The sequence below is a fragment of the Faecalibacter rhinopitheci genome (assembly GCF_015234135.1).
In the GTDB taxonomy this organism is placed as follows: domain Bacteria; phylum Bacteroidota; class Bacteroidia; order Flavobacteriales; family Weeksellaceae; genus Empedobacter; species Empedobacter rhinopitheci.
On record NZ_JADGIK010000003.1, the window covers coordinates 221,447 to 246,238 of the forward strand.

Here is a 24,792-nt window from a genome sequence, read left to right on the forward strand (position 1 = left end):
ATTTATTGTTCGAGCTTTTGCTATAATTGTTTGGGAAAATAATTATTTATTAATTTTTGCCCAAGTATCTTTTAATGTAACGGTACGATTAAATACTAATTTTTCTTCTGTAGAATCTTTATCTAAAGCAAAGTATCCAATACGTTGAAATTGGAATTTATCTTCCACTTTCGCATCTTTTAAAGCTGGTTCAGCAAAACCTTGTTTTACAGTCAAAGAGTTAGGATTTACATATTGTAAGAAATCTACATCTTTCTCTGCATCTGGAGCTTCGACAGTAAATAAACGATCATATTCACGAACTTCTACTGGAATATTTTCTGTTGCAGAAACCCAGTGTAATGTTCCTTTTACTTTACGTTTAGACGCTTCAGTTCCGCTTCCAGATTTCGTTTCAGGATCATAAGTTGCATAAATTGTAGTTATATTTCCTTCCGCATCTTTTTCTACACGTTCTGCTTTGATAAAGTAAGCTCCTTTTAAACGAACTTCGTTTCCAAGAGATAAACGGAAGAATTTTTTCGGTGCTTCTTCCATAAAGTCTTCACGTTCGATGTAAATTTCACGAGTGAAAGGAACGATGCGTGTACCTGCATTTTCATCTTCAGGATTGTTCTCGATTTCTAATTCTTCAACTTGACCTTCTGGATAGTTTTCTATGACTACTTTTACTGGATCCACTACTGCAAATACACGAGGCGCAATTTTATTTAAAATCTCACGAATAGAGAATTCTAATAGAGAAATATCTAAAACATTATCACGTTTTGCGATACCTGCTTTTTCCCAGAAATTACGGATAGCTTCTGCGGTATATCCGCGACGACGTAAACCAGAAATTGTAGGCATGCGAGGATCATCCCAACCTGTAACAACACCTTCTTCCACCAATTTCATCAACTTACGTTTACTTGTGATCATGTAAGAAACATTTCCACGAGCAAACTCGCGTTGTTTTGGCTTCTGTGGTTGATTTGGTAAATCTACATTATTTGCGTACCATTCATATAAATCACGGTGATTTTTAAATTCTAATGAACATAAAGAGTGAGAAATACCTTCAATATAATCGGACTCACCGTGTGTCCAGTCGTACATTGGATACATTTTCCAAGTATCACCTGTGCGGTGGTGAGGACGTTTTAAAACACGATACATAACAGGGTCACGCATATTCATGTTAGGTGAAGTCATATCAATTTTAGCACGTAAAACATGAGAACCTTCTTCAAATTCACCCGCTTTCATTTTTTCGAATAATTCTAAATTTTCTTCTACCGAACGATTGCGGTATGGAGAATCTACTCCTGGTTCGAAAGGTGTTTTACGTTGTTCATTAATTACTTCTGAGGATTGATCGTCTACGTATGCTTTCCCGTCCTTAATCATCTGTACAGCCCAATCGTAAAGCTGCTGGAAATAATCAGAAGCATAGCGTTCTTCTGCCCACTCAAATCCCATCCATTTTACATCTTCGCGGATAGAATCAACGAATTCTTGCTCTTCTTTAGCTGGGTTTGTGTCATCAAAACGTAAGTTTACCGGTGCACCATATTTTTCACCTAAACCGAAGTTTAAGCAAATTGCTTTTGCATGACCGATATGTAAATAACCATTTGGCTCTGGTGGGAAACGAAAACGTAAGTTTTCTTTTGGCATCCCGTTGGCTAAATCATCTTCAATGATTTGCTCGATAAAGTTCAAAGATTTTTTTTCTTCTTCCATTGTTTTTTACGATTGAGTCTGCAAAGTTACGAAATTGACAATTAATATAAAGACCAAGGTATAGTTTTTATATGCGTCAAATCGTTCTACTTATCAATTTGTAAGAAGAAGAATTATTTTACAATAAAATTTAAAAGGATATTAACCTAAATAGATGTCTAATAAACCGTCTGGAATTTGCATTAACATCGCTTTTTCGTCGCGATTTAATTCTAAAATCCATTCATCAATCATTGGAATTAAGATTTCTTTTCCGTTTGCATCGACTTCAAAATAAGCTTGTGCAGCAGAATCATTTACAGATTTAATTGTTCCAACTTCAGTGTTAGACTCGTCATAAATTGTAAAACCAATAATTTCGTGGTAATAAAAAGCAGTACCTGTAAGTTTAGGTAATGTTTTTAGAGGAAGATAGATTTCACGATTAACTAATCGCTCAGCTTCTTCAGGAGTAATATCTTCAAACTTCACTAATAATTTAGTTCCTTGATAAGGTTGTGAAGTTTCAAAGAAAAAAGGAACCAGTGTTCCATCTTGCTCGATGAACACTGCTTCCAAAGTATCGTATAATTCCGGTTCGTCTGTATCCAAGTGAATGATTAAATTACCTTTAAAACCATGTTTTTTAGTAACTTTACCTAAATAGTAGCATTCATTCTTTGTCATTGGATCTTTTCTTGAACTTTAAAATTATTCTTCTGTAGCAACTTCTTCAGTTGTACCTTCTGCTTCCTCAGCAGTAGCTTCTTCAGCTGGTGCAGCAGCAGCTTCAGCAGCTTTAACACGAGCAGCATTAACAGCTTTCTCAGCCTCTAATGCAGCTAATTTAGCAGCAGTAGCTTCTGAAGATAAACCGTCTTTTTTAGCTTGTACTTTAGTTTCTTTAGCTTCTAACCATGCAGCGAAACGAGTTTCAGCTTCTTCTTGAGTAAATGCACCTTTAGCAACACCACCTAATAAGTGTTTCTTCATGAAAGCACCTTTGTAAGATAATAAAGCTTTAGCTGTTTCTGTAGGCTCAGCACCAGTCATTAACCATTTTACTGCAGCTTCAACGTTTAATTCAACTGTTGCAGGGTTAGTAATTGGGTTGTAAGTACCTAATTTCTCGATGAAACGACCATCACGTTTTGCTCTTGAATCAGCAACTACGATGTGAAAGAATGGTTTTCCTTTACGACCATGTCTTTGTAATCTAATTTTTGTAGCCATTGTATAACTAATTAATATGGGAACTCGTCCCGTTTATAAAATTGAGATGCAAAGATATGATTTTTTATAATATTTTTTATAACTTAGTTAAATAGAATCATAAATATATATGGGGAAATATTTTAGAATAACCAATATACTGTTCTTTATTGTTACTGTAATGATGAGTTGTAATACAAATAAGAAGTTAGAGTCTGATAATAAAGAAATAGATTCTATTGAAAAAAAACGAGAAGAATTGAAACAGAAGTTCACTCAACAACAAAAAGAAAATGAAAGAAAATTTGATAGTCTACAACTTATTGAAGATTCATTAAAAAATAAATCAACCTTAAGTGGCTTTGTTGATGAAGCTCCTATATTTAACCAAACTGAAACGAAATAAAATAAATTAAATTAAAAAATTTAACACTAAAAAGTATGAATAAAAAATTACTACCTCTACTATTAATTACCTTAATTAATTTTACTACAGTAAATGCTCAAACAAAAGAATCTGTTAAGCAAAAATTTACGCAAGAAACAGCCGCAAATCAAGCCTTATATAATAGTAATAATCCGCAACTAAAAGGTATAGAAAATACAAAATATAATGCCTCTACCTTAGCCGGAATTACTGATGATTATATTATTTTTTATACTCAAGATGATATAAGAGCAAATAAAGCATCTAATGCCGATATGCTTCAAAATGGAGAAGTAGGAGATATAAGTTTAAATGGTGAAAATATGGTTATCTCAATTTTTGATGGAGGTAAGGTGTTTAATACCCATAATGAATTTAAGGATTTAGAAAACGAAGGAAGCTACCGAATTAATGATTTAGAAAATGGAGCCCAAGCATTAAGTTCTCATGCTACATCTGTTTCATCGTTAATTGCAGCTCAAGGAGTAGCTAATGTTAACTATGGTGGTGGTCTTATTGCTAACGCGGCGAAAGGTATTTTACCAAAAGCATTTATAAATCATGCAGGTTTTGCAACTACTGTAAATGGAAGTGTTTATAATAAAATATTAGAATTTGCAGATCCAATCTCTAATCATTCTTATGGTGTCAATTATGGATGGTCTCAAGAATCAGCTCAAACTGGAACTCGTGGAGCAGGATTTTACTATCCAGTAAATAGTTCTTCATTTACAGATCCATTACAAACGTATTTTAGTGCGTATTTAGGAAATGATACGAATTATGATTTGATTGTAAGTACAGATCCTAATTTAACGATTGTTAAATCTTCAGGGAATTATTTTGGTACAGGACCAAGCAACAATCCTAACCTACCAATATACAGATATCAAAGTGCCGCAGCAGGATATGTACCTTTTAATGAAGGAGAAATTATTCCTGCTGATAACTGTTCTACAGATGCATATTGTATTGGGACAGGATCTTTAGCTAAAAATATTATTGTTGTAGGTGCAGTAAACTTACCTAGCCAAACAAACGATTTTAGAGTTACAAAAACATCCGATATTATCCGATCTAGTTATAGTAGTGTTGGACCTCGTAAAGATGGAGCTATAAAACCTGACGTGGTAGCTGTAGGAACATCTGTAATATCTGCTGGTTCTACTGCTGTAAATTCTTATTCAGCAGGTAGTGGAACATCTTACTCAGCACCGAAAGTAACAGGAATAATTGGTGCTCTAAATCAATTAAAAAGAGTTTTAATAAATGATGCATCGTATGACTTATTTGCTGATGAATCTAAAGCTTATGTTATTCACTCTGCAATGGAAGCAGGAGACTATGATGGACCTGACAACTGGTTTGGATGGGGAATGGTAGATGCAAAAGCCGCCGCAGAATTAGTTTTATCTACAAATAATGGCGAAAATATTTATGAAAGAAACGAAAAAGTTTCAGGTACAGATTACGAAAAAATTGTTACTGCTAAAGAAGGAGAAGATTTAAAAGTTACAATCACTTGGATTGATACGGCAGCAAGACCTACATCAAATCCTACACAAGATACAACTTCAAAATTAGTAAACGATTTAGATTTAAGAATCATAGATTTGGAAGATGGCACAGTACATATGCCTTGGAAATTAGACTTAGCAAATGTAAGTGGAGCTGCAGTAAAAGGAGATAATAATGTGGATAATGTGGAGCAAGTTTTAGTTAAAAATCCTATTGCTGGTAGAAAATATAAAATTGTTGTTTCTAATAAAGGGCAACTTGTAGATTATGATGGAATAGAAATCAAACAAAATTATGTGATGATTGCAACCGGAGCAGGATCTTATTTATCTACTAACGATTTAGTTTCTAAAAATTCAGTATCTATTTACCCGACAGTTACAAAAGATGTAGTAAATGTGAAATCAACATCTAAAATTGACAAAATTGAGATTGTGGATTTAACAGGACGTGTAATTTCAACTTCTAAGAAAGATGTTGTAAATGTTTCATCTTTATCAAGTGGAATTTATATTATTAACATAACAACAAATGAAGGTGTAACTTCTAAAAAGTTCATTAAACAATAATTTTTATTAAGTTTTAATTTTATTAAAAACTTCAATAGCTTAGCTATTGAAGTTTTTTTTTGGAAAAAGCAGTTCGATAATCTAAAATTTAAAAAATGAAAAAAGAAGAAGAGATATTAAATAAGGTACAACGCTACATCAAAAAGACATTTTTGGATGAAGGTACAGGTCATGATTATTTCCATATCGAACGTGTGGTAATCAATGCCAAAAAGATTTTAGCTCACGAAAATGCAGATGCTTTTTTAGTCGAATTAGCCGCATGGGTGCATGATATTGGAGATTATAAATTGCATGGCGGTGTAGACCAATCAGAAGAAATGATCACATCGTATTTACAATCCTTGAATTTGGATGCAGCAATTATAGCACGCGTAAATGAGATTGTTTCTCAAGTATCGTTTAGCAAAGGCAATCAACCAACTTCCATCGAGGCGATGATCGTACAAGATGCGGATCGTTTAGATGCAATTGGAGCTGTAGGGATAGCGCGATGCTTTGCCTATGGAGGAAGTACAGGAAATATATTATATCATCCCTTCGATCAAAGTAAAAATGCTTCCAGCGTTCAACATTTTTATGACAAATTATTCAAATTAAAGGATTTGATGAATACGGCAACAGGAAAAGCCATCGCCCAAGAAAGACATGTCTACATGGAAAATTTTATCCAACAATTTTATTCAGAAGTAAAACCATAAGGCTATGAAAAGTTTAAAAACAACCCTATTATTTAGTTTATTATCCATCTCATCATTTGCGCAAGATACATTTCAATTCAAAGGGACATTAGCGCCCAATAGCATTTATATGATGAAGATGAATTCTGATTTGGAATTAAAAATGCAAATTGATGCTCCTATTGAAATCGAAGGGATAGAAAAAGAAACAACTTCACATACCCTTTCTACTTTTGATATTCAGACTCAATCCTTCCATCAATTACCGAATAAAGACGTTCCATTTGAAGTGACTTATACGAATATTGATATGAAGCTTAAAATGAACAATCAGCCCATTCCTTATAATTCAGACGAACTTAAAGGGCTGTATGAAGTAAAATTAAAAGGAATTTCAAATGATAAAGGACGTGAAAAATTTGAGTATGTTGGTCCAGCACAATACAAAGATGTATTTTCAGGAATATTAAAAAGTTTTGAAAGTTTAACGAAATATCCTACAGAAACTTTTACTATTGGTCAAAGTCATTCCTTACCATTTAGTACGGATATTCCATTAGAAAATGGGAAAAATTATGTGATGGATTTCGTCGTAAAATATACTTTAAAAAATCTAGAAAACGATTGGGCTTATTTTGATGTGTTATTGTTTTCGGATCAAAAAAAGCAAAATTTAGACGGATTAATGATAAGCATAGATAACTATAAGGTGATGGGGCAGATGCAGGTTTCTGTAAAAGATAATAACATCTATGATTCATCATTCGAAGGACCAATGAAAATGACCATGGAAAAAGATGGTTTAACGATAAAAATGGATTATACCTATAAGTACATATTAAATTCAACAAAAAAGTAACCTTTTTTAATTATTAGCGTCTCTACTGATAAATCACTTCCATGAATAAATATTTTGGACTTTTATTGCTTGTATGGGGTACATTTTCATGTGTATCGAAAGAAAAATTCAATCAACATTTGGATCAACCTTTAAGTGTAGAAGCGTTGAGAAAAGATGTGGATTTTACTACGAATAAATTGCTGAAAAAACATGTGAATTTGGATTGGTACTATCCCGAAGAGGTGATAAAATTCCGTTTGGATAGTTTTAAATCGACCATTACTCAGCCGATGGTTCCCAATGATTTTGCCATGCATTTGATGCAAGTTGTTTCTAGTTTTGGGCATGGGCATACGTATGTTTCGCCACTTGATTACAAGTTAACAAAAGAAGCCAAAAAAAAGTATAAAGGATCGAAGAATCCATTGAAATTATTGGCCTTTAAAAATGCTGAAAATCGTATTTTTTTGGATAAGAATTATACGAAAGATTCCACTTTATTGGTTCATTCAGAACTCTTAGCTATTGATGGGTATTCTTATCAAGATTTTATTCAAAAGAATCCAAATATTCGTGCGAGTGATGGGTATACAAAAGTGTTGAATCAAAATTATAATGCGCCATATTATATCAATTACGTCGATCGTAAGTTGAAAGTGAGAGATTCTGTTGTATTAACCTTGAAGAAGAATGATTCAGTTTTTCAACATGTTTTATATCGTGAATTAAAAAAAGATAAACAGAAAAAAGATAAACAGAAAAAAGATACACTCACTTCCAAAAAAGATTCGATTCAGTCTGTTAAAGATCATCTGAAAATTGAAAAAAGAAAATTAACGAAAGCGGAACGATTAAAAGTAAAAGATAGTCTACAATTAGAACGTAAAATCAATAAATACTATGCTTTTGATCGAGTGAAAAAGAGATACAATCGTGCCTTGTATTTTCCTAATCCACAAGATTCAACAACTGTGGTACTCGACATCAATTCATTTACTTTAGGAATTCATAAGAAAGCGTATGATCATATTTTTGATTCTATACAAAGACTAGGTACAAAAAATTTAATCTTAGATTTAAGAGAGAATAGTGGAGGATATCCTGAAGATATCAATCATCTGTTTGCTTATTTGACAACGAAGAGCGAGCCTCAAATGGTGATTGATCCCTTGTTGAAAGTGAAATCGAAATGGACTTTATTTTCTCGATTTTATCGTAAACCAAATCCATTTTCACATACAATATTCTTACCTTTAATTGTTTATAAATCAACGGAGTCATTTTTTCGTACAACGAAAATGGATGGCGCATATTATTATAACGACGGTCGCAAGAAAAATTTTCTTTTCAAAGATAAGAACCGTTATGAAGGGAATTTGTATGTACTAACGAGTGGGAAAAGTTATTCTGCAGCCAGTTTAATTTCGTCTGCATTATATGCTGAAGGTAAAGCTATTTTTGTAGGTGAAGAAACTGGAGGAGATTATAATGGAACAGTGGCAGGTTATTCAGAAGATTATAAACTTCCCCATTCGAAAATAAAAATTCTAATTCCTCAAATGGTCTTTCAACCGAATCAAACACGAGAATTGAAAGGGAGAGGCGTGTTCCCTCATCAGGAAATACCCTATCATTTCTCAGATTTTATGCAAGAACATGATCCTCAATTGGATTGGATTTTAGAAGATATAAAGAAGAAAAAACAATGAAAATAAAGCATTATATCGTATTGGGATTTTTAATTCTGATTTCAACTGGTTGTTTATCAGTTGAGCGATATAATGCGCATTTGGAACGTGATCTCACGGTTGAACAACAACTAAAAGATATTGAATTTGTTCACCGGAAATTAAAAAAGAATCATCCCAAATTGGATTGGTATGTTTCGCAAGAAATGATTGATTTTCGTTTTGATAGTTTAAAAGCTACGATTAAACAAACATTGAAACCCAACGAATTTTTCTTGAAATTACAACCCGTAGTGAGTGAAATTCGACATGGTCATACGGATGTGATGCCTTTGTTTCCGAGGTATCCTAAACATGAATTAAAACGCATCAAAGATTCATCTGGACCATTGAGTCAATTGACGACCTTTTGGCAAAATGATTCTTTGTATTTGGTACAGACCAAATCAAAAGATTCATTGGTAAAACTAGGTGCAGTTATTCTTAGTATTGATTCAATCGCTCCCGCTTACTATTTAAATAAATTTCATCATACATTTTATGGTGATGGATTTAATACCTCTTATTTTCAAAACCGGCTAAATCGTACATTCTTTACCTACTATTATAATTTAGAACATCCCATCAAGGATTCTGTTTTATTCGAATTATCCTATCAGGGAAAAAAATATCCGTATTGGGCAAAACGTACGTTTAAAAAAGGAGAAGAAAATAAAAAAATAGCCGATAAAAAAGATACGATTCGGGTTCAAATGCCAAAGAAAGTAGCAAAAGTTAATCCGTTGAAATCGTATGAGTTTTCATTCATTAAAAGCAATAAGACTTACGCCAGAGTATTATCGTTTCCTACTAATGATAGCACCTTTGCCGTGCTCCGTGTAAGTACTTTTAGTTATGGCGATTATACAAAGGATTATCAAAAGATTTTTGAATTGATAAAAACACACAAGGTAAAAAATCTGGTGTTGGATTTAAGAAATAATGGTGGTGGACGATTAGCTGATGCTTTTCAATTGTTTTCTTATTTTGTACCTGATCAAGAAGAATTTTTAGCCAAACAATCCATCGTAAAACCTTCAGCATTTCAGCATGCTATTGTATCCCTTTTCTCTAAATGGTCTCGGCCAATAGTGTATCCAATATCATTGTTGTCTCATTTGATCACCCGAAAGGACGACACGGGATATTATATTAAGCCACAATTAAGTCGCATTAGAAATAATCAACCTGATCATCCTTACACCGGAAATCTGTACGTAATTATTAATGGAGGTTCGTTTTCTGCGTCATCTTTGATTTCATCTAATTTAAAAGGTTTTAACCGCGCTTACTTTGTGGGTGAAGAAACGGGGGGCGATGCCAATGGAAGTGTGGCGGGACTAATGCCGAAATATGAATTGCCTCATTCGAAACTAAAGCTGCATATTGGTACCGTATTTTTAGAGCCTAAATACTATCAAACGGAAGTAAAGGGCCACGGTATATTTCCAAATAAAGAAATTAAAACGACTTTAGAAGATCGTATAAAAAATATTGATCCGCAATTGCGATGGATCATTACAGATGTGAAACAGAACAATAAAGCCTTACGTCAAATTATACCTCATACTACCCCATAATGTTCTCAAAATTTTTTAATCCCAAGCAAGAATCCAACTCACAAGGAGCTACAGATTTTCTTAAAATTTTTAAATCTATTTTTGAGTTTTATGAACAGGATGATGAATTCAATTATCGTACAAAAGTGATCGGTACGGAGGGATTTTGTGAATTGAATTATTATTTGATACCGAATGCATTTGATTTGGAAAATCAATTAATTCCAAACGGCATTTCTACCTATGAAGATTTATATGCGATCATCGCTCCTAAAATTAATTTTTCAACCGTAGAAGCAGGATACTTTAATGAAAACTCTGTGAACTTCTTACATCTGTTTTTTAAAACTTCCCATCCAGAAAATAAATTTCAATGGATTAATCACGATTTTTTAATCTTTTGTGGATATCAAGATTCCGATGAAATCAATGTGTATGAGGTGCTTTATTCGTCACAATTTGATACAGATTTTATTGATTTTTGGCAAAAAGCCGAACCGTGTAGTTTGATTTTACCCATAAATTCCGATCACGCGGAAGCGCTTGAAAAGATAGAAGATGTGTTGTTAGGATTGTGTAAAACGATGGGCATACCTCATTTGGATAAAATGTTCAAAGACGCTACAAAAGAAGTGTATTATGAAGTCAATGCACAATTGTATGCTAATTTATTGAAATTGATTAATCCGTTGACCGATGAATCAGAAGTCTTGCATCGCGCAAAAAAATTACATCAAAAATTGGTAGTGGATGAAATGGAAGACGAGGGCGATAATGCCGATTTACTTTTAGAATTCTATTGGCAATCGGATTGGAAATTTGAGTTTGAAGATCTTGAAGATTTTATTGCTTCAGCAGTCGATCAACCGTTACAAATAGAAATTCCAGAAGATACTTATTCAGCCGATTTGTTTCCTTACATTCAATTGTTTCTAAAGCAAAATGGTAAAATCTTGATGAATTATAATTCGTTTGGAGATAGCTATTTTTTCTTTATTATTGATTTAAAAGATGCCGATGAGGTGATCAACCAATCTTATTTTGCAGGAATATATCTTGAAGTTGTAGGGTAGAAATTCTATCGATTATTTAAGTTTCTTTTTAATCTTTTTGTAGCGTTTTGAACGGATGATTTTTCCTTTATCAGTAATTAAAAGTGCTGCATACTCTTCTTGCTGATTGATGAATGCTAATCCTTTTTCTTCACCTAAAACCATTATGGAAGTTGAAAAACCGTTGCACATTTCAGCATTTGGTCCAATAACTGTTACACCTGTTAAACCTGTCGAAGGCATTCCTGTTTTGGGATTGATGATGTGGGAATAACGTTCTCCATCAATCATGACAAATTTCTCATAATCGCCTGAAGTGGTTACAGCAGCATTCTTAAAAGTTAAAATTTCGGCATATTTATATTTTCGAAAAGGATGAGTAATCCCAATTTTCCACGGTTCACCATTGGGTTGATTTCCCCAAGTGGTTATATCGCCAGAAGCATCAATAATTCCAGCATTTATTCCCAATTGAAGCATTAATTCACGGGCTTTATCTGCCGCATATCCTTTTCCTGTTGAACCAAAGCCAATTTTCATTCCTGGTTTTTCTAAGAAAATAGTTGAAGCTTCTTCGTTGATGATGATATGTTGATAACCGATCTTTTCAATGGCTTTTTGAATTGCTAATGAGGTCGGAATTTCTTCCATAGAACCATCGAATTTCCAAATCTTATCCATCGCCGCAAAGCTGATATCAAAAGCTCCTTCTGTTATGTTGGAGAAGTAAAGAGCGCGTTTGGTTAAGTCGATAACTTCTTGATCCACTTTTACTGGTTGAATTCCTGCATTTTGATTGATTCGAGAAACTTGTGAAGTTGGTTTCCAATCCGAAATTAAATTTTCAATTCGTACCATCTCGTCAATGGCTTTGTTGATGTTTTTTTCAACCGAAATGGCATCGATATCAACCAAGGTAATTTTAAATCGGCTTCCCATTAAAACAGTATCCCTAATTCCGACCGTTTGTGCATTTGCCGGAATTAGTGATACAAATAGTATAAAAATGAATATGTATTTAAAAAATGAGGATTTCATTGTTTATCTGTGGTTTAACACAATGGATGAGAAGCTGAAATGAATTCAGCTTGACATGTTAAGTCATCCTGAACTTGTTTCAGGATCACATAATATATTAATTCTAATATCAACTTTAATCTAGTAACAATCCGTTAAAAACTGTCCGTTTGATTTAAAATGATCGAATGATTGGTTGAGATGGGTTTGACAAATTTCTTCCAATACTTTTTCGACATCATGTTGCATCACTAAAGCACCACAAATCATGATGACACCATTTTGTTGTAATATTTCTGCAAAGAATTTCGCATCTCTTCGAACTAGATCCATCACATATTGTTTATTTTCTTCACGAGAAAATGCAATATGAAACTGCGTTAATTGATTCTTTTCGATCTGTTCTTTCGCAAATTGTTGATACCCTTTTGTGATGTAATTATCAAATCTAAAACCTGTATATAAATGTGTTTCCACCTTCTTTTTATTCTCATCTACCATTCCTAAAAATGGCGCAATTCCGGTTCCATTGGCAATCATTATCACTTTTGATGCTTGTTTTGGAAAATGAAACGCTTTGTTTTTTACGATGTGTGCTTTGATGGATTCACCAGCTTTTAGATGGTGTAAATATTGAGAGCCTAAACCAAATTCGTGCAACTTCACAATCAACTGCAATTTTTTCTCGACTTTACAAATCGAATACAAACGTTCACGATGATCGCTGGCAGGATAAATAGCCAATAAATCACCCGATTTAAACTTCTGATTCGAATCTAAAATAACAATAAAAGTGGCATCGTCTTCGGTAACTTGTGTCGTCGAAATCACCTTTAAATCTTTTAATTTAGGTGCTTTTCCAACATAGATTGCTGGAGTTGTCGCTAACGGAATATCCGTTGCTTCTTTGTAAGCAATGACCCAATTGGTGAATTCTTCTGGAGATTTATCGTTGATGGTTTTTAAATCTAATAAACGCGTTGCCCACGATTGTTTTTCGAACCATTGATCTACTTTAACCGCATAACCACAATAATCGGAGTAAGCTCTTGAACCAAATCCAACGACAGAGAATTTTACCTTTTGTTGTTGCGGATATTTATCGATTAATTCTTCAAATTTCTTGGCATTAGCTGGCGCATCACCAATCCCGTAAGTTGAAGTAAAAACCACGATATGTTCCGCTTTTGGATACGATTCATATTGATTCATTTGAACCATAAATGATTTCTTTCCGTTCGCTAAAAATTGTTGATGAATTTTATTTGCAAATCCAACTGTCGAACCATTGTCAGAACCTACTAAGAGAATAATTTCAGCTTCAGAAGATTTAAATTTATTTTTACCTAGCTTCGTTTTGGTGCGTTTATAAGTAATTACAAACCCAGACCAAATAAAGAATAGAATATTTAAAGAAGCAATTCCTAAAACAGCTGCCCAAATTACATTAGTACGACCTGTATGTAAATCAATATTGAATTTTTCAACAATGGCTGAATAAGGACTCAGTGATTCAGAAATAATTGATCCATTGACTTGATTAACCGAAATCGCTTTCTTTCTTAAATGAATAATAAAAGGTTCGTCTTCGTCATCCGGAATAAAAGGAAATTCAATTTTTTCGACGCTACTTAATTTCGTGTTTTGAAAGATTTCGATGTCTTTTAAATCTTTTGCTGATAAATCTTCAGCGACTTGATGTTTAATTTCTGTAGGCTGACCAACCAAAGGTTCTAATCGCGCCAAGAAAATCAATGTTCCAGTTAAGGCGACAATTAAGATTGGAATTAACAACCAACGTCCTGTAACGACGTGAAAATATTGAGCAAAAGAATCTTTATTGACCTTGGTAAAAAAGTTTATAATTCCCTGCTGACGTTTAATCAGTAAGATTAATCCACTAAGGGAAATTAATAACAATAAGAAAGAAACGACACCAACAATTGCCCGTCCAGTTTCTTTTAAAAATAAAGAACGGTGAAGAGCAGTTGTCCAATTGATGAATTCGCTTTTTTGAGCGATTTCTCCAATTTTTTTACCGGTGTTTGGATCGATGTACCCTTGGATCTGATTTCCATCTTCGTCCATCGCATCAATCGTCACAAAATCATTGTGATCAATCTTAACTTCTAATATTTCAAAATAATTCTCGCGCAAAATGGGTAAGACTTGCGCGAGTGTAATATTTTCAAAATTCTCTACTTTGTAGGTCGGAGATTTCTCATTGATGGCATCAACTGCTAAAATTACTCCAGTAATTGAAAGAATAATTAAAAAGGCTGAAGAAATAAATGCCAACGCTAAATGAGCATATCTCCAAATCGATAATGTCATTCTTATTGTACTTTAATAAAACGTACGGCTTTGATGTATTGTGTTCCTTTGATACCTGCTTTGTTGTCTAAAGCCGCATTAGTTAATACAATTTCAGCATCTTTTACTACGTATTTTTGAGTTTCAACTGCTGATTCGAAACGTAATTTGTAGCCTTTATTTAACTTAGCTGTATCAAACTCGATGACACGTGTTGCTCTTGCTCCACCTGCAACAGAGGCACCTGTGATGCCGTTTAGTTTTTCTTTCTTTTTACTGTTGAATTTGTGCCATTCTTTTAGCGTATTGTACCATTCGTTATCAGGACCTAAAATTCCTAATGTTTTTTCGTATTGACCTTTTGGATTGATTAAAGAAATTACAATGTAAGCTTCCTTACCTGTGTAATTTTCCATCTGAATCATTGTTTTATACTTTGTTGTTTGAGCAAAAGTGGCTGTAGCCATTAAGATGACAACAACACTAAATATTTTTTTTATGATATTAAATTTCATTTCCTATATTATTTTAAGAAGTCAATCGATACATTATTTTTCTTTAAAAATTCGTTTTGTTCTGCTAATTCATATGCAGTTTCTTCGAATTCTGTTTTTAAATCTTTTTTCGTACCAGCAGCTACTAGATTTTTTAAAACTTGATCATCTTTCGCAATTAAAGCTGCTTTGTGTAAAGCTGTGTTACCATCTTCATCTTGAGCGTTGATATCAACACCTAATTCAATTGCTTTTTTGACCAATTCCACATCTCCTTTATCAACTGCTAAATGCAATAAAGTAGCACCTTTGTGTTGAGTTGCTTTAAAATTAACTTTCGCGTTGGTTAAAATTTGTTGTTTTTGAGCAAAAGTTTCATCTTTTGGTTTGTATGAATTGAACCAATGAACGGCTAAATTATTTCCTTCTTTATCCACAATTTCTGATTTAGCACCTTTATCGATTAACAAAGTCACAATTTCTGAAGAACCAGAAGCCACCGCCTTAGTTAAAGCCGATTCGCCTATTGAATTAACTGCATTAATGTTATTCGATTTAGCTAATAAGATGTTGATTAAATCCGTGTTTTTTCCAGCGGAAGCTACCATTAGAGCGGTGTTACCTTCTTTATCTACGACTTTTGCATCAGCACCTTTAGCTAATACGTAATTAATAATTTCTAGATTTCCTCTACGAGATAACGCATGTACTAAGGATTGACCTTGAAGATTTAAAGTTTTTGGATTTAATTTATATTTTTCAATTAAAGATTTGAAAACTTCGATTCCATTTTCTTTTGTTCTTGACCCTTGCGTCGCAAAAAATAAAGCTTGATCTGTAGGTTTGACTCCTTTAGCGATTAATTGATCTACAATTTTTAAATCTCCTAGTTTGATTGAATAATCTGCTACTGTTCGACCAAATTGATCTTTTTCTGTTAAAGAAACACCTTTTGAAATCAAGTAATTGGTTACACTTAAATCTGAATCGTTAGCAATAGCAGCCATAATTAAATTTGTACCTTCTTCGTTTTTTACTTTTGGATTTGCACCTGCTTTAATTAGCGCATCAAATACCGCTAAATTCTTGTTCCCTGCACTTGCTGCATATGTTATCACATCATCACCGTGGCTGTCTTTATAATGTACATCTGAACCTTTAGAAATTAAATAATTTACTAATTCTAGATTTCCTGCAGCTGCAGCCCACTGTAAATATATTCTGGAGTGGTGTGTTTTTTTATCAACACTATTTCCTTCTTGTTCAATTAAAAATTTAATTATCTCGGTATTTGCTTTATTATTAATTGCTATAACAACAGGATCAAAAAAACCTCCATTTTGAAAAGACGGATTATTCCCATTTGCAATTTCAGCTTTGATGTTTTCTAATGTTGGATTATTCTTCCAAAAACTAGCATCCATTAAAGTATTTGTTTGCGCTTGTAAAAACGATGCTACTAATACCGCAACAGTAATGAATAATTTCTTCATATATAGAGTTATTTTGTTTAATTGTTATTTAGACCAATTTTAATTTGATATCAAAAATAATACATTATTTATAATTATTCTAAACATTAAGTATAAAAAACTAATTAATGATTAAACTCATAAATATTAGGATTTCATTTACACACTTATTTTTGAATTGGTTAAACCGATATTATAATTGATAAAATCATAACAAGACTTCTTGAATCAAAATGTGATTTAATAAATTTCTATATGTAATTTGTGATATTCTAATCGAATAATAAAATTTCTATAAATTAAAGTAACTTTTAATTTATAATCTTAGGATAAATTTTTTAAATCCTAATTTGTTACAGATTTCGTAACTAGCTTTGTTTTCAAATAAAGACTAAACTACTTTTATGAAATTTTTCAATATAATTATCATTCTATTATTATCAACTTTTTTAGAAGCACAAGTATCTCCACCAGGTTTAGGGGATACTAATTCTGCAAGTTGGTATGCGATGGGATTACGACAAGATTTGAATGAAGATAAGACTTTTGAATCAATGACATATATTGGAGTGGGGCTTAAAAGTGATGAAGATAATTATAATTTAATTTCAAAGCCTGCAATTGTAGTATTGAACCAAGAATTTTATAATGAATTGGATAAAAATTGGAAAGTATCCTATGCAATAAGTTACCGTAAACAGATGGATTATTCTATGGATGTAGTAAATATGTCTGAAAATATTGCAACTCAGCAAGAATTAAGACTATATGCTCGTATGGCATATTCTACGAAAATAGGAAAAGTGAAATTGACTCAAACTGCTCGTCAGGAAGTAAGAAAATTTATGGATCAAGATTGGAAAAATACTGATGAACCATTGCAATTACGATCACGTTTAAAATCTCAAGCTTCAATTTCTTTAGATGAGAATGATAAACATAGTTTAACAGCTGGAGCAGAAGTGTTATTTTCTACAAGTAAAGATAATATTACAAAAGAATGGAGCGATTTTAAGTACCAAGAAGCGCGTTTTACTATGTTTTATACCTATCGACCTCAAGAAACTCCAATTGCAATAAGCGTAGGTTATATGAATAATTTAATCGAAAAGAATTCTACGCATAGTGCACATTATGCTTCGGTAGATATCACTTGGGAAAATCCTTTCCATATTTTTTAATAAACAAAAACCTCATCCTTAGGATGAGGTTTTTGTTATATTATTCCGGTCGTCTTGGACCATTTTCTCTCGATTTTAAAACGTTTTCTACGTCTTCTAATTTAAATCCTTTTGCTTTAAGTAAAATCAAATAGTGATACATCAAATCTGCTGCTTCACCTAAGAATAAATCATCATTGTTATCTTTTGCTTCGATGACAATTTCAACCGCTTCTTCACCAACTTTCTGTGCAATTTTATTGATTCCTTTATTGTATAACTTATACGTGTATGAATCTTTATCTTCTGCTAAGTCGATACGGTCGTTAATGGTTTGCTCCAATTCGTAAACAAATCCACGATTTGATACTTCGTTGAAACAAGTTGTAGAACCTGTATGACACGTTGGTCCAAATGGTTTTGCCTTGATTAAAATTGTATCGTTATCACAATCAATTGCAATTGATTTTACTTCTAAAAAGTTTCCTGATTCTTCCCCTTTTGTCCATAATCTATTTTTTGAACGAGAATAGAAAGTTACTTTTCCTAACTCTTCAGTTTTAGCAAATGCTTCTTCGTTCATATAGCCTAACATCAATACTTGATTATTTAGGTAATTCTGAATAATGACAGGAACTAATCCGTCGTTACTTTTTGTGAAATCGATTTTCATCGTATCGGAATGTTTTGTTCTTTTAAATAATTTTTAAGTGTCGGAATCGGAATTTCACCAAAGTGAAAAATACTTGCCGCTAAACCTCCACTTGCTTTTGTTTGGGTAAACACTTCGGTAAAATGTTCCATTTTTCCTGCGCCACCAGACGCAATTACCGGAATATTTACAGCTTCTGCTACGGATTTCGTAATATCAATTTTAAAGCCAGCTTTTGTTCCATCTCCATCCATCGATGTTAATAGAATTTCTCCAGCTCCTAATTCTTCCACTTTCTTTACCCAATCTAGCGTTTCCCATTCGGTTTCAATTTTTCCACCACTGACAAAAACTTTTTGTGTACCGTTTACATCGCGTGTATCCACAGCAACAACCACACATTGAGATCCAAAACGAGCTGCTAAATCAGCCACCAATTGAGGATTTTTTACTGCAGATGAATTTACAGAGACTTTATCCGCACCTGCTTGAATTACAACCGAAGCATCTTCTACCGAATTGATTCCGCCACCCACTGTAAATGGAATATTAATTGCCGCCGCAATTTTTTCGACCATTTCAGCTAAGGTTTTACGTTTTTCAATCGTCGCTGTAATATCTAAAAACACCAATTCATCAGCGCCTTCTTCTACATATTTCTTTGCTAATTCCACTGGATCTCCGGCATCGCGTAATCCAACAAAATTAACTCCTTTTACTGTTCTTCCATCTTTGATGTCGAGACAGGGAATGATTCTTTTTTTTAACACCTTCTAAAGTTTTTATGTGTTGACGTTGTTCTGTGAGTATGTTTTAATGTGTTTAAGTTGTTGTTGTTTTTAAATCTTATAATTTAGACATAATCCAGTTTTAGAAGTGAAACACTGTACAACTTACCAACTGAAACACTTTACCACTTACTAACTGATAAACTCTACTAAATCCTTCAACTGAATACGTCCCTCGTAAATCGCCTTTCCTAAAATAGCACCTTCGCAACCTAATTCTTTAACTTTAATTAAATCGTCGATAGAAGCAACTCCTCCAGAAGCAATTAATTTTACGTCTGCAGAAGCTAAAATTTCTGCATACAATTCGTTCGATGTTCCTTGTAACATTCCATCTTTCGCGATATCAGTACAAATCACATAATCAATCCCTTTGGCTTTGTATTCTTGGATAAAATCAATCACATCTAATTCAGAAGTTTCTAACCAACCGTGTGTTGCAATTTTACGGTATTTAGCATCTGCTCCTAAAATGATTTTTTCGCTTCCGTATTGAGAAATCCATTCTTGAAATAAAGTAGGATTTTGAACAGCAATACTTCCACCTGTAATTTGATTCGCACCACATTCAAAAGCAATTCGAATATCATCATTTGCCTTAATTCCACCACCGAAATCCACTTTTAAATTGGTTTTCGATGCGATTAATTCTAATGTTTTATAATTGATGATTTGCTTTGATTTCGCACCATCTAAATCCACTAAGTGTAAAAATTCGATTCCGTAATCTTCGAATTCTTTCGCAACTTCTAATGGATTTTCGTTGTATATTTTTTTTGTATCGTAATCGCCTTGAGATAAACGAACGCATTTTCCGTCGATTAGATCTATTGCTGGGATGATTCTCATATTTTTTAGTTTTTAAGTGTTCAAGTTTTTAAGTTATTAGGTTTGTAAGTGTTTAAGTTCGTCTAGTTTAACTTTAGCACATAAAAACTTCACAACTTAATCACTTATAGCGATAAAAAGTTCTTCAATATCTGCTCTCCAATTCCAGCTGATTTCTCTGGGTGAAATTGAGTTGCATAAAAATTATCTTTATTTAAAGAAGCTGAATATTCTAGAATATAATTGGTTTTCGCAATCGTATATTCTGAAAGTTCGCAGTAAAAACTGTGTACATAATAAATGTCCGAGTTTTCTTCAATTCCTTTATATAAAGTGGTTTTTAAATCGTAAATGGTATTCCACCCCATATGTGGAACAATCTCCGTTGATGGAAATAACTTTACTTGAATTGGAAAAATTCCTAAACAATCCGTGTTTCCTTCTTCCGAAAAAGCACACATCAATTGCTGACCTAAACAAATTCCTAAGGTTGGTTGTTTTAAGTTTTTGATGACTTCATCTAAACCTTTTTCTTTGAGATAAGTCATTGCAGAACTCGCCTCTCCCACACCTGGAAAAATTACTTTATCTGCATTTTGCAAAGTTTCAAAATCGTCTGTAATTACCGCTTCGTAACCTAAACGAGTTACGGCATTGTAAACCGATTTTACATTTCCTGCGTTATATTTTACAATCGCAATCATTATAGCATTCCTTTTGTTGAAGGTAAAATCATTTTTTCTGGATCGCGTTTTACCGCTACTTTAATTGCTTTTGCAAACGCTTTAAAAATCGCTTCGATTTTGTGATGCTCATTTGTTCCTTCCGCTTTGATATTCAAGTTGGCTTTTGCTCCGTCTGTAAACGATTTAAAGAAGTGATAAAACATTTCTGTTGGCATTTGACCAATCATTTCACGTTTAAAATCTGCTTCCCAAACTAACCAGTTTCTTCCACCAAAATCAATCGCTGCTTGCGCTAAACAATCGTCCATTGGTAAAGTGAAACCGTAACGTTCGATGCCTAATTTATTTCCTAACGCTTGAGCGAAAACTTCTCCTAAAGCAATTGCAGTATCTTCAATCGTGTGGTGTTCGTCTACTTCTAAATCGCCGTCCACTTTAATCACTAAATCCATTTGCCCGTGACGCGCAATTTGATCTAACATGTGATCGAAAAAGTGGATACCCGTAGAAATATCTGATTTTCCTGTTCCGTCTAAATTTAAATCGATTTTGATTTTTGTTTCGTTGGTATTACGAACAATTGAAGCTGTACGATTCTGTAATTTTAAGAACTCGTAAATTTGTTTCCACGAAGTTGTTTTTAATGCAATAGCATCATTTAAGCCTTCGTTATCTTGGATTTCGTCTGCTCCTAAGGCTTCATCATTGGCAATGAAAATTCCTTTTGCCCCTAAATTCTGCGCTAATTTAACATCGGTAATACGATCTCCAATTACAAAAGAATTCGCTAAATCATATTCCGGATTGTTGATGTATTTGGTTAACATCGCCGTTCCAGGTTTACGAGTTAGAGCATTTTCGTGTGCAAACGTTTTATCGATGAAGATATCTTCAAATTTAACTCCTTCATTTTCGAATGCTTTCACTACGAAATTTTGAATTGGCCAGAATAATTCATCTGGATTAGCAGGCGTTCCTAAACCGTCTTGGTTCGTTACCATCGCTAATTCATAATCCAATTCTTTTGCAATTTTACCTAAATAAGTAAATGCTTCTGGATAGAATTCTAATTTAGAAAAGCTGTCTACTTGATAGTCAGTCGGCTCTAAAATCATTGTTCCATCTCTATCTATAAAAAGTATTTTTTTCATCTTGTATGTTTGTAAGTGATTAGGTGATGAAGTTTTTAAGTTATTTCGCGCCTATATGTTTTATAAAACCGGCAATCATTTTTCCTACTTCTTCACTTTTACTCATCAATATTTTGTGTTCTTTTTCTGTTATATAATTCAAATCCTTAGAAAGTAAAAAGTAATACTTCAGTTCTTCTAAAGATGTATCTGAAATGTTATAAAAATGGATTTGATGAGCTTTCGTTTGCTTCTTATATTCTTCAACAATATTGGCAGGAACAGAAACTGCACATCGTTTCATTTGACTCGATAATGCAAATATTTCTGATTTAGGAAATTTATCTACCGTTTTATACACTTCCAAAACAAGTTGATGCGCTTCTTTCCATAAATTTAAATCATAAACTAGGCCCATAATAATTTGGTTTAAAGGTTAGTATATTAAGTTATGAAAAATGTTTAAGTTGGACAGTTTTTATGTTAGTATGTTGTTCAGTTTATAAGTTGAAAAATTTAATCAAGTGAAATATCATAAACTTAAAAACTTAATCACTTAGACACTTAAACACTTAACCACATAAAAACTTAATCACTTACTAACTTACTAACTTAACCCCTTAAGCATTTCCATCAACTTCCCATTTTCCTCTTCCGTTCCAACTGTAATACGTAAACAATTTTCACATAAATCATCGTTGTTACGGTTACGAATTACGATTCCTTTTTCAACTAATTGGTTATAACGCTCGTTGGCATTATCCACTTTGATTAAGATAAAATTCGCATCGCTTGAATAGATTTTTTCTACAAAAGAAACTTCAGTTAAGGCATTTTCTAAAACTTCTTTTTGTTGAATAATCGTATTTGTTGCAGCTACCACTTTTTCGTAATCGCTTAAAATTTCAATTGCTTTTAACTGTGTTAATTGATTGATGTTATAAGGCGGTTTAATTTTATTTAAAACAGCTACAATTTCTTGTGAAGCATATAAAATTCCTAAACGAATGCCGGCTAAACCAACAGCTTTTGATAACGTTTGGGTAACGATTACATTTGGATAATTGTTAATTTCTTCGATCCAAGATGGTTCAGTTGCGAAATCAATATAGGCTTCGTCGATAATTACTAATCCGTTGAAACGATTGACAATTTCTAAAATCGCTTCTCTTTTGATGATTTCTCCCGTCGGATTGTTAGGCGAACATAAGAAAATCATTTTCGTGTTTTCATCCACTTTCGAGAAAATATCTTCGATGTTGGGTTGAAAATAGGATTCGTTTAATAATGATTTACGGTATTCAACAGCATTTAAATTAGCTAAAACACCGTACATTCCGTAAGATGGCGAAATGGCGATGACATTATCTTTATTTGGTTCGCAAAACGCACGGAAAATTAAATCCAAAACTTCATCACTTCCGTTTCCTAATAAAATCTGATTGGCAGGGAAGTTCTTAATTTCGCTTAAAATCGATTTTACATTTCGTTGTAAAGGATCTGGATAACGATTTAATCCATTGTTAAACGGATTTTCGTTGGCATCTAAGAAAACGAAATCGTTATTGATATCTTGAAATTCGTCGCGAGCAGATGAATACGCTTTCATTGCTTTTACGTTTGGACGAATGATTGTATCTAAGTTGAAATTGTTCATTATTTTAAATCGTTTAAGCGTAAAGTAACCGCATTTTTGTGCGCAAATAATTCTTCAGCTTCTGCCATAAATTCGATAGCAGGACCGATGTTTTGAATTCCTTCTGCTGATAATTTTTGGAAGGTAATTTTCTTGATAAAACTATCTAAAGAAACGCCCGAATAATTTTTTGCATATCCGTTTGTAGGTAAGGTATGATTTGTACCTGAAGCATAATCTCCAGCCGATTCACACGAATAGTTTCCTAAGAAAACAGAACCTGCATTAATGATTTTTGGAATAAAATCTTCCGCAGTTTCGCAAGCGAAAATTAAATGCTCTGGCGCATAAATATTAGAGAAAGCAACACATTCTTCAATCGAATTTAAAACAATTCCTCTCGAATTTTCTAATGCTTTAGCTGCTAATTCTTTTCGTGGTAAAACTTCTAATTGCGCGTTGATTTCGGCAATTGTTTCGTTTAACGTTTGCTTGTTCGTTGTTAATAAAATCACTTGAGAATCAATTCCGTGTTCTGCTTGTGACAATAAGTCGGCAGCTACATATTTCGGAACGGAAGTTTCATCTGCAATCACTAAAACTTCACTAGGACCAGCAGGCATATCAATCGCCACTCCAAAATTTTGAGCTACTTGTTTTGCAGCCGTTACATATTGGTTTCCTGGGCCAAAAATTTTATCGACTTTCTGAATCGTTTCTGTTCCAAACGTTAAAGCGCCGATCGCTTGGATTCCTCCAACTTTGTAGATTTTTTCGATTCCGATTAAGTTTGCTGTATATAAAATTGCTGGGTGAATTTTTCCTTCTTTATTTGGAGGTGTACATAAAATAATATTTTGACATCCGGCTAATTTTGCAGGAATTCCTAACATTAATGTTGTTGAAAATAAAGGTGCAGTTCCGCCAGGAATATAGATTCCGACATTTTCAATTCCGCGCGATTCTCTCCAACAATTCACACCTTTTGTTGTTTCAATGACTTTTACTTCCTCACGTTGTACCGCGTGGAATTTTTCAATATTAGAAGCTGCTAATTTGATCGCTTGTTTTAAATCTTCAAAGATTAATGCTTTTGCTTCTTCAATTTCTTCCGCAGAAACTTCTAAAGAAGTTAATCGAACTTTATCAAATTGTTCTGTAAAGTTGATTAAAGCTTGATCTTTCTCCGTTTGGATTTTACCAAAAACATCTAAAACAATTTTTTGTAAATCTTGCGCTTCTTTGGTTGGACGAGAAGTTAAATCTGACCAATCTGAAAGTTGTGGGTTTATATAGGTTTGCATCTATTGTTAGTTTTAAATTCTAA

At 33.1% G+C, this 24,792-nt stretch carries 23 protein-coding genes; 8 read left to right on the forward strand and 15 right to left on the reverse strand.

Annotated elements, in window-relative coordinates:
* Positions 1-42 precede the first annotated feature (42 nt).
* The 3 genes from IM532_RS06030 to IM532_RS06040 form a co-directional block, all read right to left on the reverse strand.
* A complete protein-coding gene (locus tag IM532_RS06030) occupies positions 43-1,725 on the reverse strand; it encodes a glutamine--tRNA ligase/YqeY domain fusion protein (RefSeq protein WP_194182550.1) in 1,683 nt (560 codons plus the stop codon).
* A 141-nt stretch (positions 1,726-1,866) separates the two neighbouring features.
* On the reverse strand, positions 1,867-2,391 hold the full coding sequence (gene rimM, locus IM532_RS06035) for a ribosome maturation factor RimM (RefSeq protein ID WP_194182551.1): 525 nt from the start codon (positions 2,389-2,391) through the stop codon (positions 1,867-1,869).
* Between the two features lie 24 nt (positions 2,392-2,415).
* Positions 2,416-2,937: a 30S ribosomal protein S16 gene (locus IM532_RS06040; protein WP_194182552.1), complete on the reverse strand. Its 522-nt coding sequence runs from the start codon at positions 2,935-2,937 to the stop codon at positions 2,416-2,418.
* Positions 2,938-3,046: 109 nt separating this feature from the next.
* On the opposite strand from IM532_RS06040, the gene IM532_RS06045 reads away from it, so the two are divergent.
* The 7 genes from IM532_RS06045 to IM532_RS06075 all read left to right on the forward strand — a co-directional run bounded on the left by IM532_RS06045 (position 3,047) and on the right by IM532_RS06075 (position 11,310).
* Positions 3,047-3,322, forward strand: a complete 276-nt coding sequence (locus tag IM532_RS06045; protein ID WP_194182553.1) for a hypothetical protein — start codon at positions 3,047-3,049, stop codon at positions 3,320-3,322.
* A 35-nt stretch (positions 3,323-3,357) separates the two neighbouring features.
* On the forward strand, positions 3,358-5,430 hold the full coding sequence (locus IM532_RS06050; RefSeq protein ID WP_194182554.1) for a S8 family peptidase: 2,073 nt from the start codon (positions 3,358-3,360) through the stop codon (positions 5,428-5,430).
* 95 nt (positions 5,431-5,525) lie between these two features.
* Positions 5,526-6,131: an HD domain-containing protein gene (locus tag IM532_RS06055; protein ID WP_194182555.1), complete on the forward strand. Its 606-nt coding sequence runs from the start codon at positions 5,526-5,528 to the stop codon at positions 6,129-6,131.
* 4 nt (positions 6,132-6,135) lie between these two features.
* Positions 6,136-6,969: a hypothetical protein gene (locus tag IM532_RS06060; RefSeq protein ID WP_194182556.1), complete on the forward strand. Its 834-nt coding sequence runs from the start codon at positions 6,136-6,138 to the stop codon at positions 6,967-6,969.
* A 41-nt stretch (positions 6,970-7,010) separates the two neighbouring features.
* Positions 7,011-8,660 (forward strand): S41 family peptidase, encoded by a 1,650-nt coding sequence (locus IM532_RS06065; protein WP_194182557.1) that lies wholly within the window; start codon positions 7,011-7,013, stop codon positions 8,658-8,660.
* Entirely contained in the window at positions 8,657-10,258 is a 1,602-nt protein-coding gene (locus tag IM532_RS06070) for a S41 family peptidase (RefSeq protein WP_194182558.1), read from the forward strand. Before IM532_RS06065 ends, IM532_RS06070 begins: the two co-directional genes overlap by 4 nt.
* A complete protein-coding gene (locus IM532_RS06075) occupies positions 10,258-11,310 on the forward strand; it encodes a DUF6630 family protein (RefSeq protein WP_194182559.1) in 1,053 nt (350 codons plus the stop codon). Before IM532_RS06070 ends, IM532_RS06075 begins: the two co-directional genes overlap by 1 nt.
* A gap of 12 nt (positions 11,311-11,322) precedes the next feature.
* Here IM532_RS06075 and IM532_RS06080 read toward each other — a convergent pair whose 3' ends face one another.
* The 4 genes from IM532_RS06080 to IM532_RS06095 all read right to left on the reverse strand — a co-directional run bounded on the left by IM532_RS06080 (position 11,323) and on the right by IM532_RS06095 (position 16,606).
* Positions 11,323-12,327 carry an FAD:protein FMN transferase gene (locus IM532_RS06080; protein WP_194182560.1) on the reverse strand — a complete coding sequence of 335 codons (1,005 nt, stop codon included), beginning with the start codon at positions 12,325-12,327 and terminating at the stop codon, positions 11,323-11,325.
* Between the two features lie 120 nt (positions 12,328-12,447).
* Positions 12,448-14,640 carry a PepSY domain-containing protein gene (locus IM532_RS06085; protein WP_194182561.1) on the reverse strand — a complete coding sequence of 731 codons (2,193 nt, stop codon included), beginning with the start codon at positions 14,638-14,640 and terminating at the stop codon, positions 12,448-12,450.
* A gap of 2 nt (positions 14,641-14,642) precedes the next feature.
* A complete protein-coding gene (locus IM532_RS06090; protein WP_394368346.1) occupies positions 14,643-15,086 on the reverse strand; it encodes a DUF2271 domain-containing protein in 444 nt (147 codons plus the stop codon).
* A 56-nt stretch (positions 15,087-15,142) separates the two neighbouring features.
* Positions 15,143-16,606, reverse strand: coding sequence for an ankyrin repeat domain-containing protein (locus tag IM532_RS06095; protein ID WP_194182563.1), 1,464 nt, complete (start codon positions 16,604-16,606; stop codon positions 15,143-15,145).
* Between the two features lie 383 nt (positions 16,607-16,989).
* On the opposite strand from IM532_RS06095, the gene IM532_RS06100 reads away from it, so the two are divergent.
* Positions 16,990-17,766, forward strand: coding sequence for a DUF2490 domain-containing protein (locus tag IM532_RS06100; protein ID WP_194182564.1), 777 nt, complete (start codon positions 16,990-16,992; stop codon positions 17,764-17,766).
* Positions 17,767-17,806: 40 nt separating this feature from the next.
* Here IM532_RS06100 and hisIE read toward each other — a convergent pair whose 3' ends face one another.
* The 8 genes from hisIE to hisD all read right to left on the reverse strand — a co-directional run bounded on the left by hisIE (position 17,807) and on the right by hisD (position 24,769).
* The gene (gene hisIE, locus IM532_RS06105; protein ID WP_194182565.1) at positions 17,807-18,418 is read right to left on the reverse strand and encodes a bifunctional phosphoribosyl-AMP cyclohydrolase/phosphoribosyl-ATP diphosphatase HisIE; all 612 of its coding nucleotides are present in this window, start codon (positions 18,416-18,418) and stop codon (positions 17,807-17,809) included.
* On the reverse strand, positions 18,415-19,167 hold the full coding sequence (gene hisF, locus IM532_RS06110) for an imidazole glycerol phosphate synthase subunit HisF (RefSeq protein WP_194182566.1): 753 nt from the start codon (positions 19,165-19,167) through the stop codon (positions 18,415-18,417). Before hisF ends, hisIE begins: the two co-directional genes overlap by 4 nt.
* A gap of 150 nt (positions 19,168-19,317) precedes the next feature.
* A complete protein-coding gene (gene hisA, locus IM532_RS06115) occupies positions 19,318-20,034 on the reverse strand; it encodes a 1-(5-phosphoribosyl)-5-[(5-phosphoribosylamino)methylideneamino]imidazole-4-carboxamide isomerase (protein ID WP_194182567.1) in 717 nt (238 codons plus the stop codon).
* Between the two features lie 104 nt (positions 20,035-20,138).
* Positions 20,139-20,717, reverse strand: a complete 579-nt coding sequence (hisH, locus tag IM532_RS06120; protein WP_194182568.1) for an imidazole glycerol phosphate synthase subunit HisH — start codon at positions 20,715-20,717, stop codon at positions 20,139-20,141.
* Positions 20,717-21,850, reverse strand: a complete 1,134-nt coding sequence (gene hisB / locus IM532_RS06125; protein ID WP_194182569.1) for a bifunctional histidinol-phosphatase/imidazoleglycerol-phosphate dehydratase HisB — start codon at positions 21,848-21,850, stop codon at positions 20,717-20,719. Before hisB ends, hisH begins: the two co-directional genes overlap by 1 nt.
* Before the next feature lie 40 nt (positions 21,851-21,890).
* Positions 21,891-22,247 carry a four helix bundle protein gene (locus tag IM532_RS06130; RefSeq protein WP_194182570.1) on the reverse strand — a complete coding sequence of 119 codons (357 nt, stop codon included), beginning with the start codon at positions 22,245-22,247 and terminating at the stop codon, positions 21,891-21,893.
* A 189-nt stretch (positions 22,248-22,436) separates the two neighbouring features.
* A complete protein-coding gene (hisC, locus tag IM532_RS06135; RefSeq protein ID WP_194182571.1) occupies positions 22,437-23,486 on the reverse strand; it encodes a histidinol-phosphate transaminase in 1,050 nt (349 codons plus the stop codon).
* The gene (gene hisD / locus IM532_RS06140) at positions 23,486-24,769 is read right to left on the reverse strand and encodes a histidinol dehydrogenase (protein ID WP_194182572.1); all 1,284 of its coding nucleotides are present in this window, start codon (positions 24,767-24,769) and stop codon (positions 23,486-23,488) included. The genes hisC and hisD overlap by 1 nt, the downstream gene beginning before the upstream one ends.
* Positions 24,770-24,792: the final 23 nt, after the last annotated feature.

What these genes read in the sequence shown, in the direction of transcription:
- IM532_RS06030 (WP_194182550.1), bottom strand. Translation starts at nt 1,725, where the DNA reads ATGGAAGAAGAAAAAAAATCTTTGAACTTTATCGAGCAAATCATTGAA.
- rimM (WP_194182551.1), bottom strand. Translation starts at nt 2,391, where the DNA reads ATGACAAAGAATGAATGCTACTATTTAGGTAAAGTTACTAAAAAACAT.
- IM532_RS06040 (WP_194182552.1), bottom strand. Translation starts at nt 2,937, where the DNA reads ATGGCTACAAAAATTAGATTACAAAGACATGGTCGTAAAGGAAAACCA.
- IM532_RS06045 (WP_194182553.1), top strand. Translation starts at nt 3,047, where the DNA reads ATGGGGAAATATTTTAGAATAACCAATATACTGTTCTTTATTGTTACT.
- IM532_RS06050 (WP_194182554.1), top strand. Translation starts at nt 3,358, where the DNA reads ATGAATAAAAAATTACTACCTCTACTATTAATTACCTTAATTAATTTT.
- IM532_RS06055 (WP_194182555.1), top strand. Translation starts at nt 5,526, where the DNA reads ATGAAAAAAGAAGAAGAGATATTAAATAAGGTACAACGCTACATCAAA.
- IM532_RS06060 (WP_194182556.1), top strand. Translation starts at nt 6,136, where the DNA reads ATGAAAAGTTTAAAAACAACCCTATTATTTAGTTTATTATCCATCTCA.
- IM532_RS06065 (WP_194182557.1), top strand. Translation starts at nt 7,011, where the DNA reads ATGAATAAATATTTTGGACTTTTATTGCTTGTATGGGGTACATTTTCA.
- IM532_RS06070 (WP_194182558.1), top strand. Translation starts at nt 8,657, where the DNA reads ATGAAAATAAAGCATTATATCGTATTGGGATTTTTAATTCTGATTTCA.
- IM532_RS06075 (WP_194182559.1), top strand. Translation starts at nt 10,258, where the DNA reads ATGTTCTCAAAATTTTTTAATCCCAAGCAAGAATCCAACTCACAAGGA.
- IM532_RS06080 (WP_194182560.1), bottom strand. Translation starts at nt 12,327, where the DNA reads ATGAAATCCTCATTTTTTAAATACATATTCATTTTTATACTATTTGTA.
- IM532_RS06085 (WP_194182561.1), bottom strand. Translation starts at nt 14,640, where the DNA reads ATGACATTATCGATTTGGAGATATGCTCATTTAGCGTTGGCATTTATT.
- IM532_RS06090 (WP_394368346.1), bottom strand. Translation starts at nt 15,086, where the DNA reads ATGGCTACAGCCACTTTTGCTCAAACAACAAAGTATAAAACAATGATT.
- IM532_RS06095 (WP_194182563.1), bottom strand. Translation starts at nt 16,606, where the DNA reads ATGAAGAAATTATTCATTACTGTTGCGGTATTAGTAGCATCGTTTTTA.
- IM532_RS06100 (WP_194182564.1), top strand. Translation starts at nt 16,990, where the DNA reads ATGAAATTTTTCAATATAATTATCATTCTATTATTATCAACTTTTTTA.
- hisIE (WP_194182565.1), bottom strand. Translation starts at nt 18,418, where the DNA reads ATGAAAATCGATTTCACAAAAAGTAACGACGGATTAGTTCCTGTCATT.
- hisA (WP_194182567.1), bottom strand. Translation starts at nt 20,034, where the DNA reads ATGAGAATCATCCCAGCAATAGATCTAATCGACGGAAAATGCGTTCGT.
- hisH (WP_194182568.1), bottom strand. Translation starts at nt 20,717, where the DNA reads ATGATTGCGATTGTAAAATATAACGCAGGAAATGTAAAATCGGTTTAC.
- hisB (WP_194182569.1), bottom strand. Translation starts at nt 21,850, where the DNA reads ATGAAAAAAATACTTTTTATAGATAGAGATGGAACAATGATTTTAGAG.
- IM532_RS06130 (WP_194182570.1), bottom strand. Translation starts at nt 22,247, where the DNA reads ATGGGCCTAGTTTATGATTTAAATTTATGGAAAGAAGCGCATCAACTT.
- hisC (WP_194182571.1), bottom strand. Translation starts at nt 23,486, where the DNA reads ATGAACAATTTCAACTTAGATACAATCATTCGTCCAAACGTAAAAGCA.
- hisD (WP_194182572.1), bottom strand. Translation starts at nt 24,769, where the DNA reads ATGCAAACCTATATAAACCCACAACTTTCAGATTGGTCAGATTTAACT.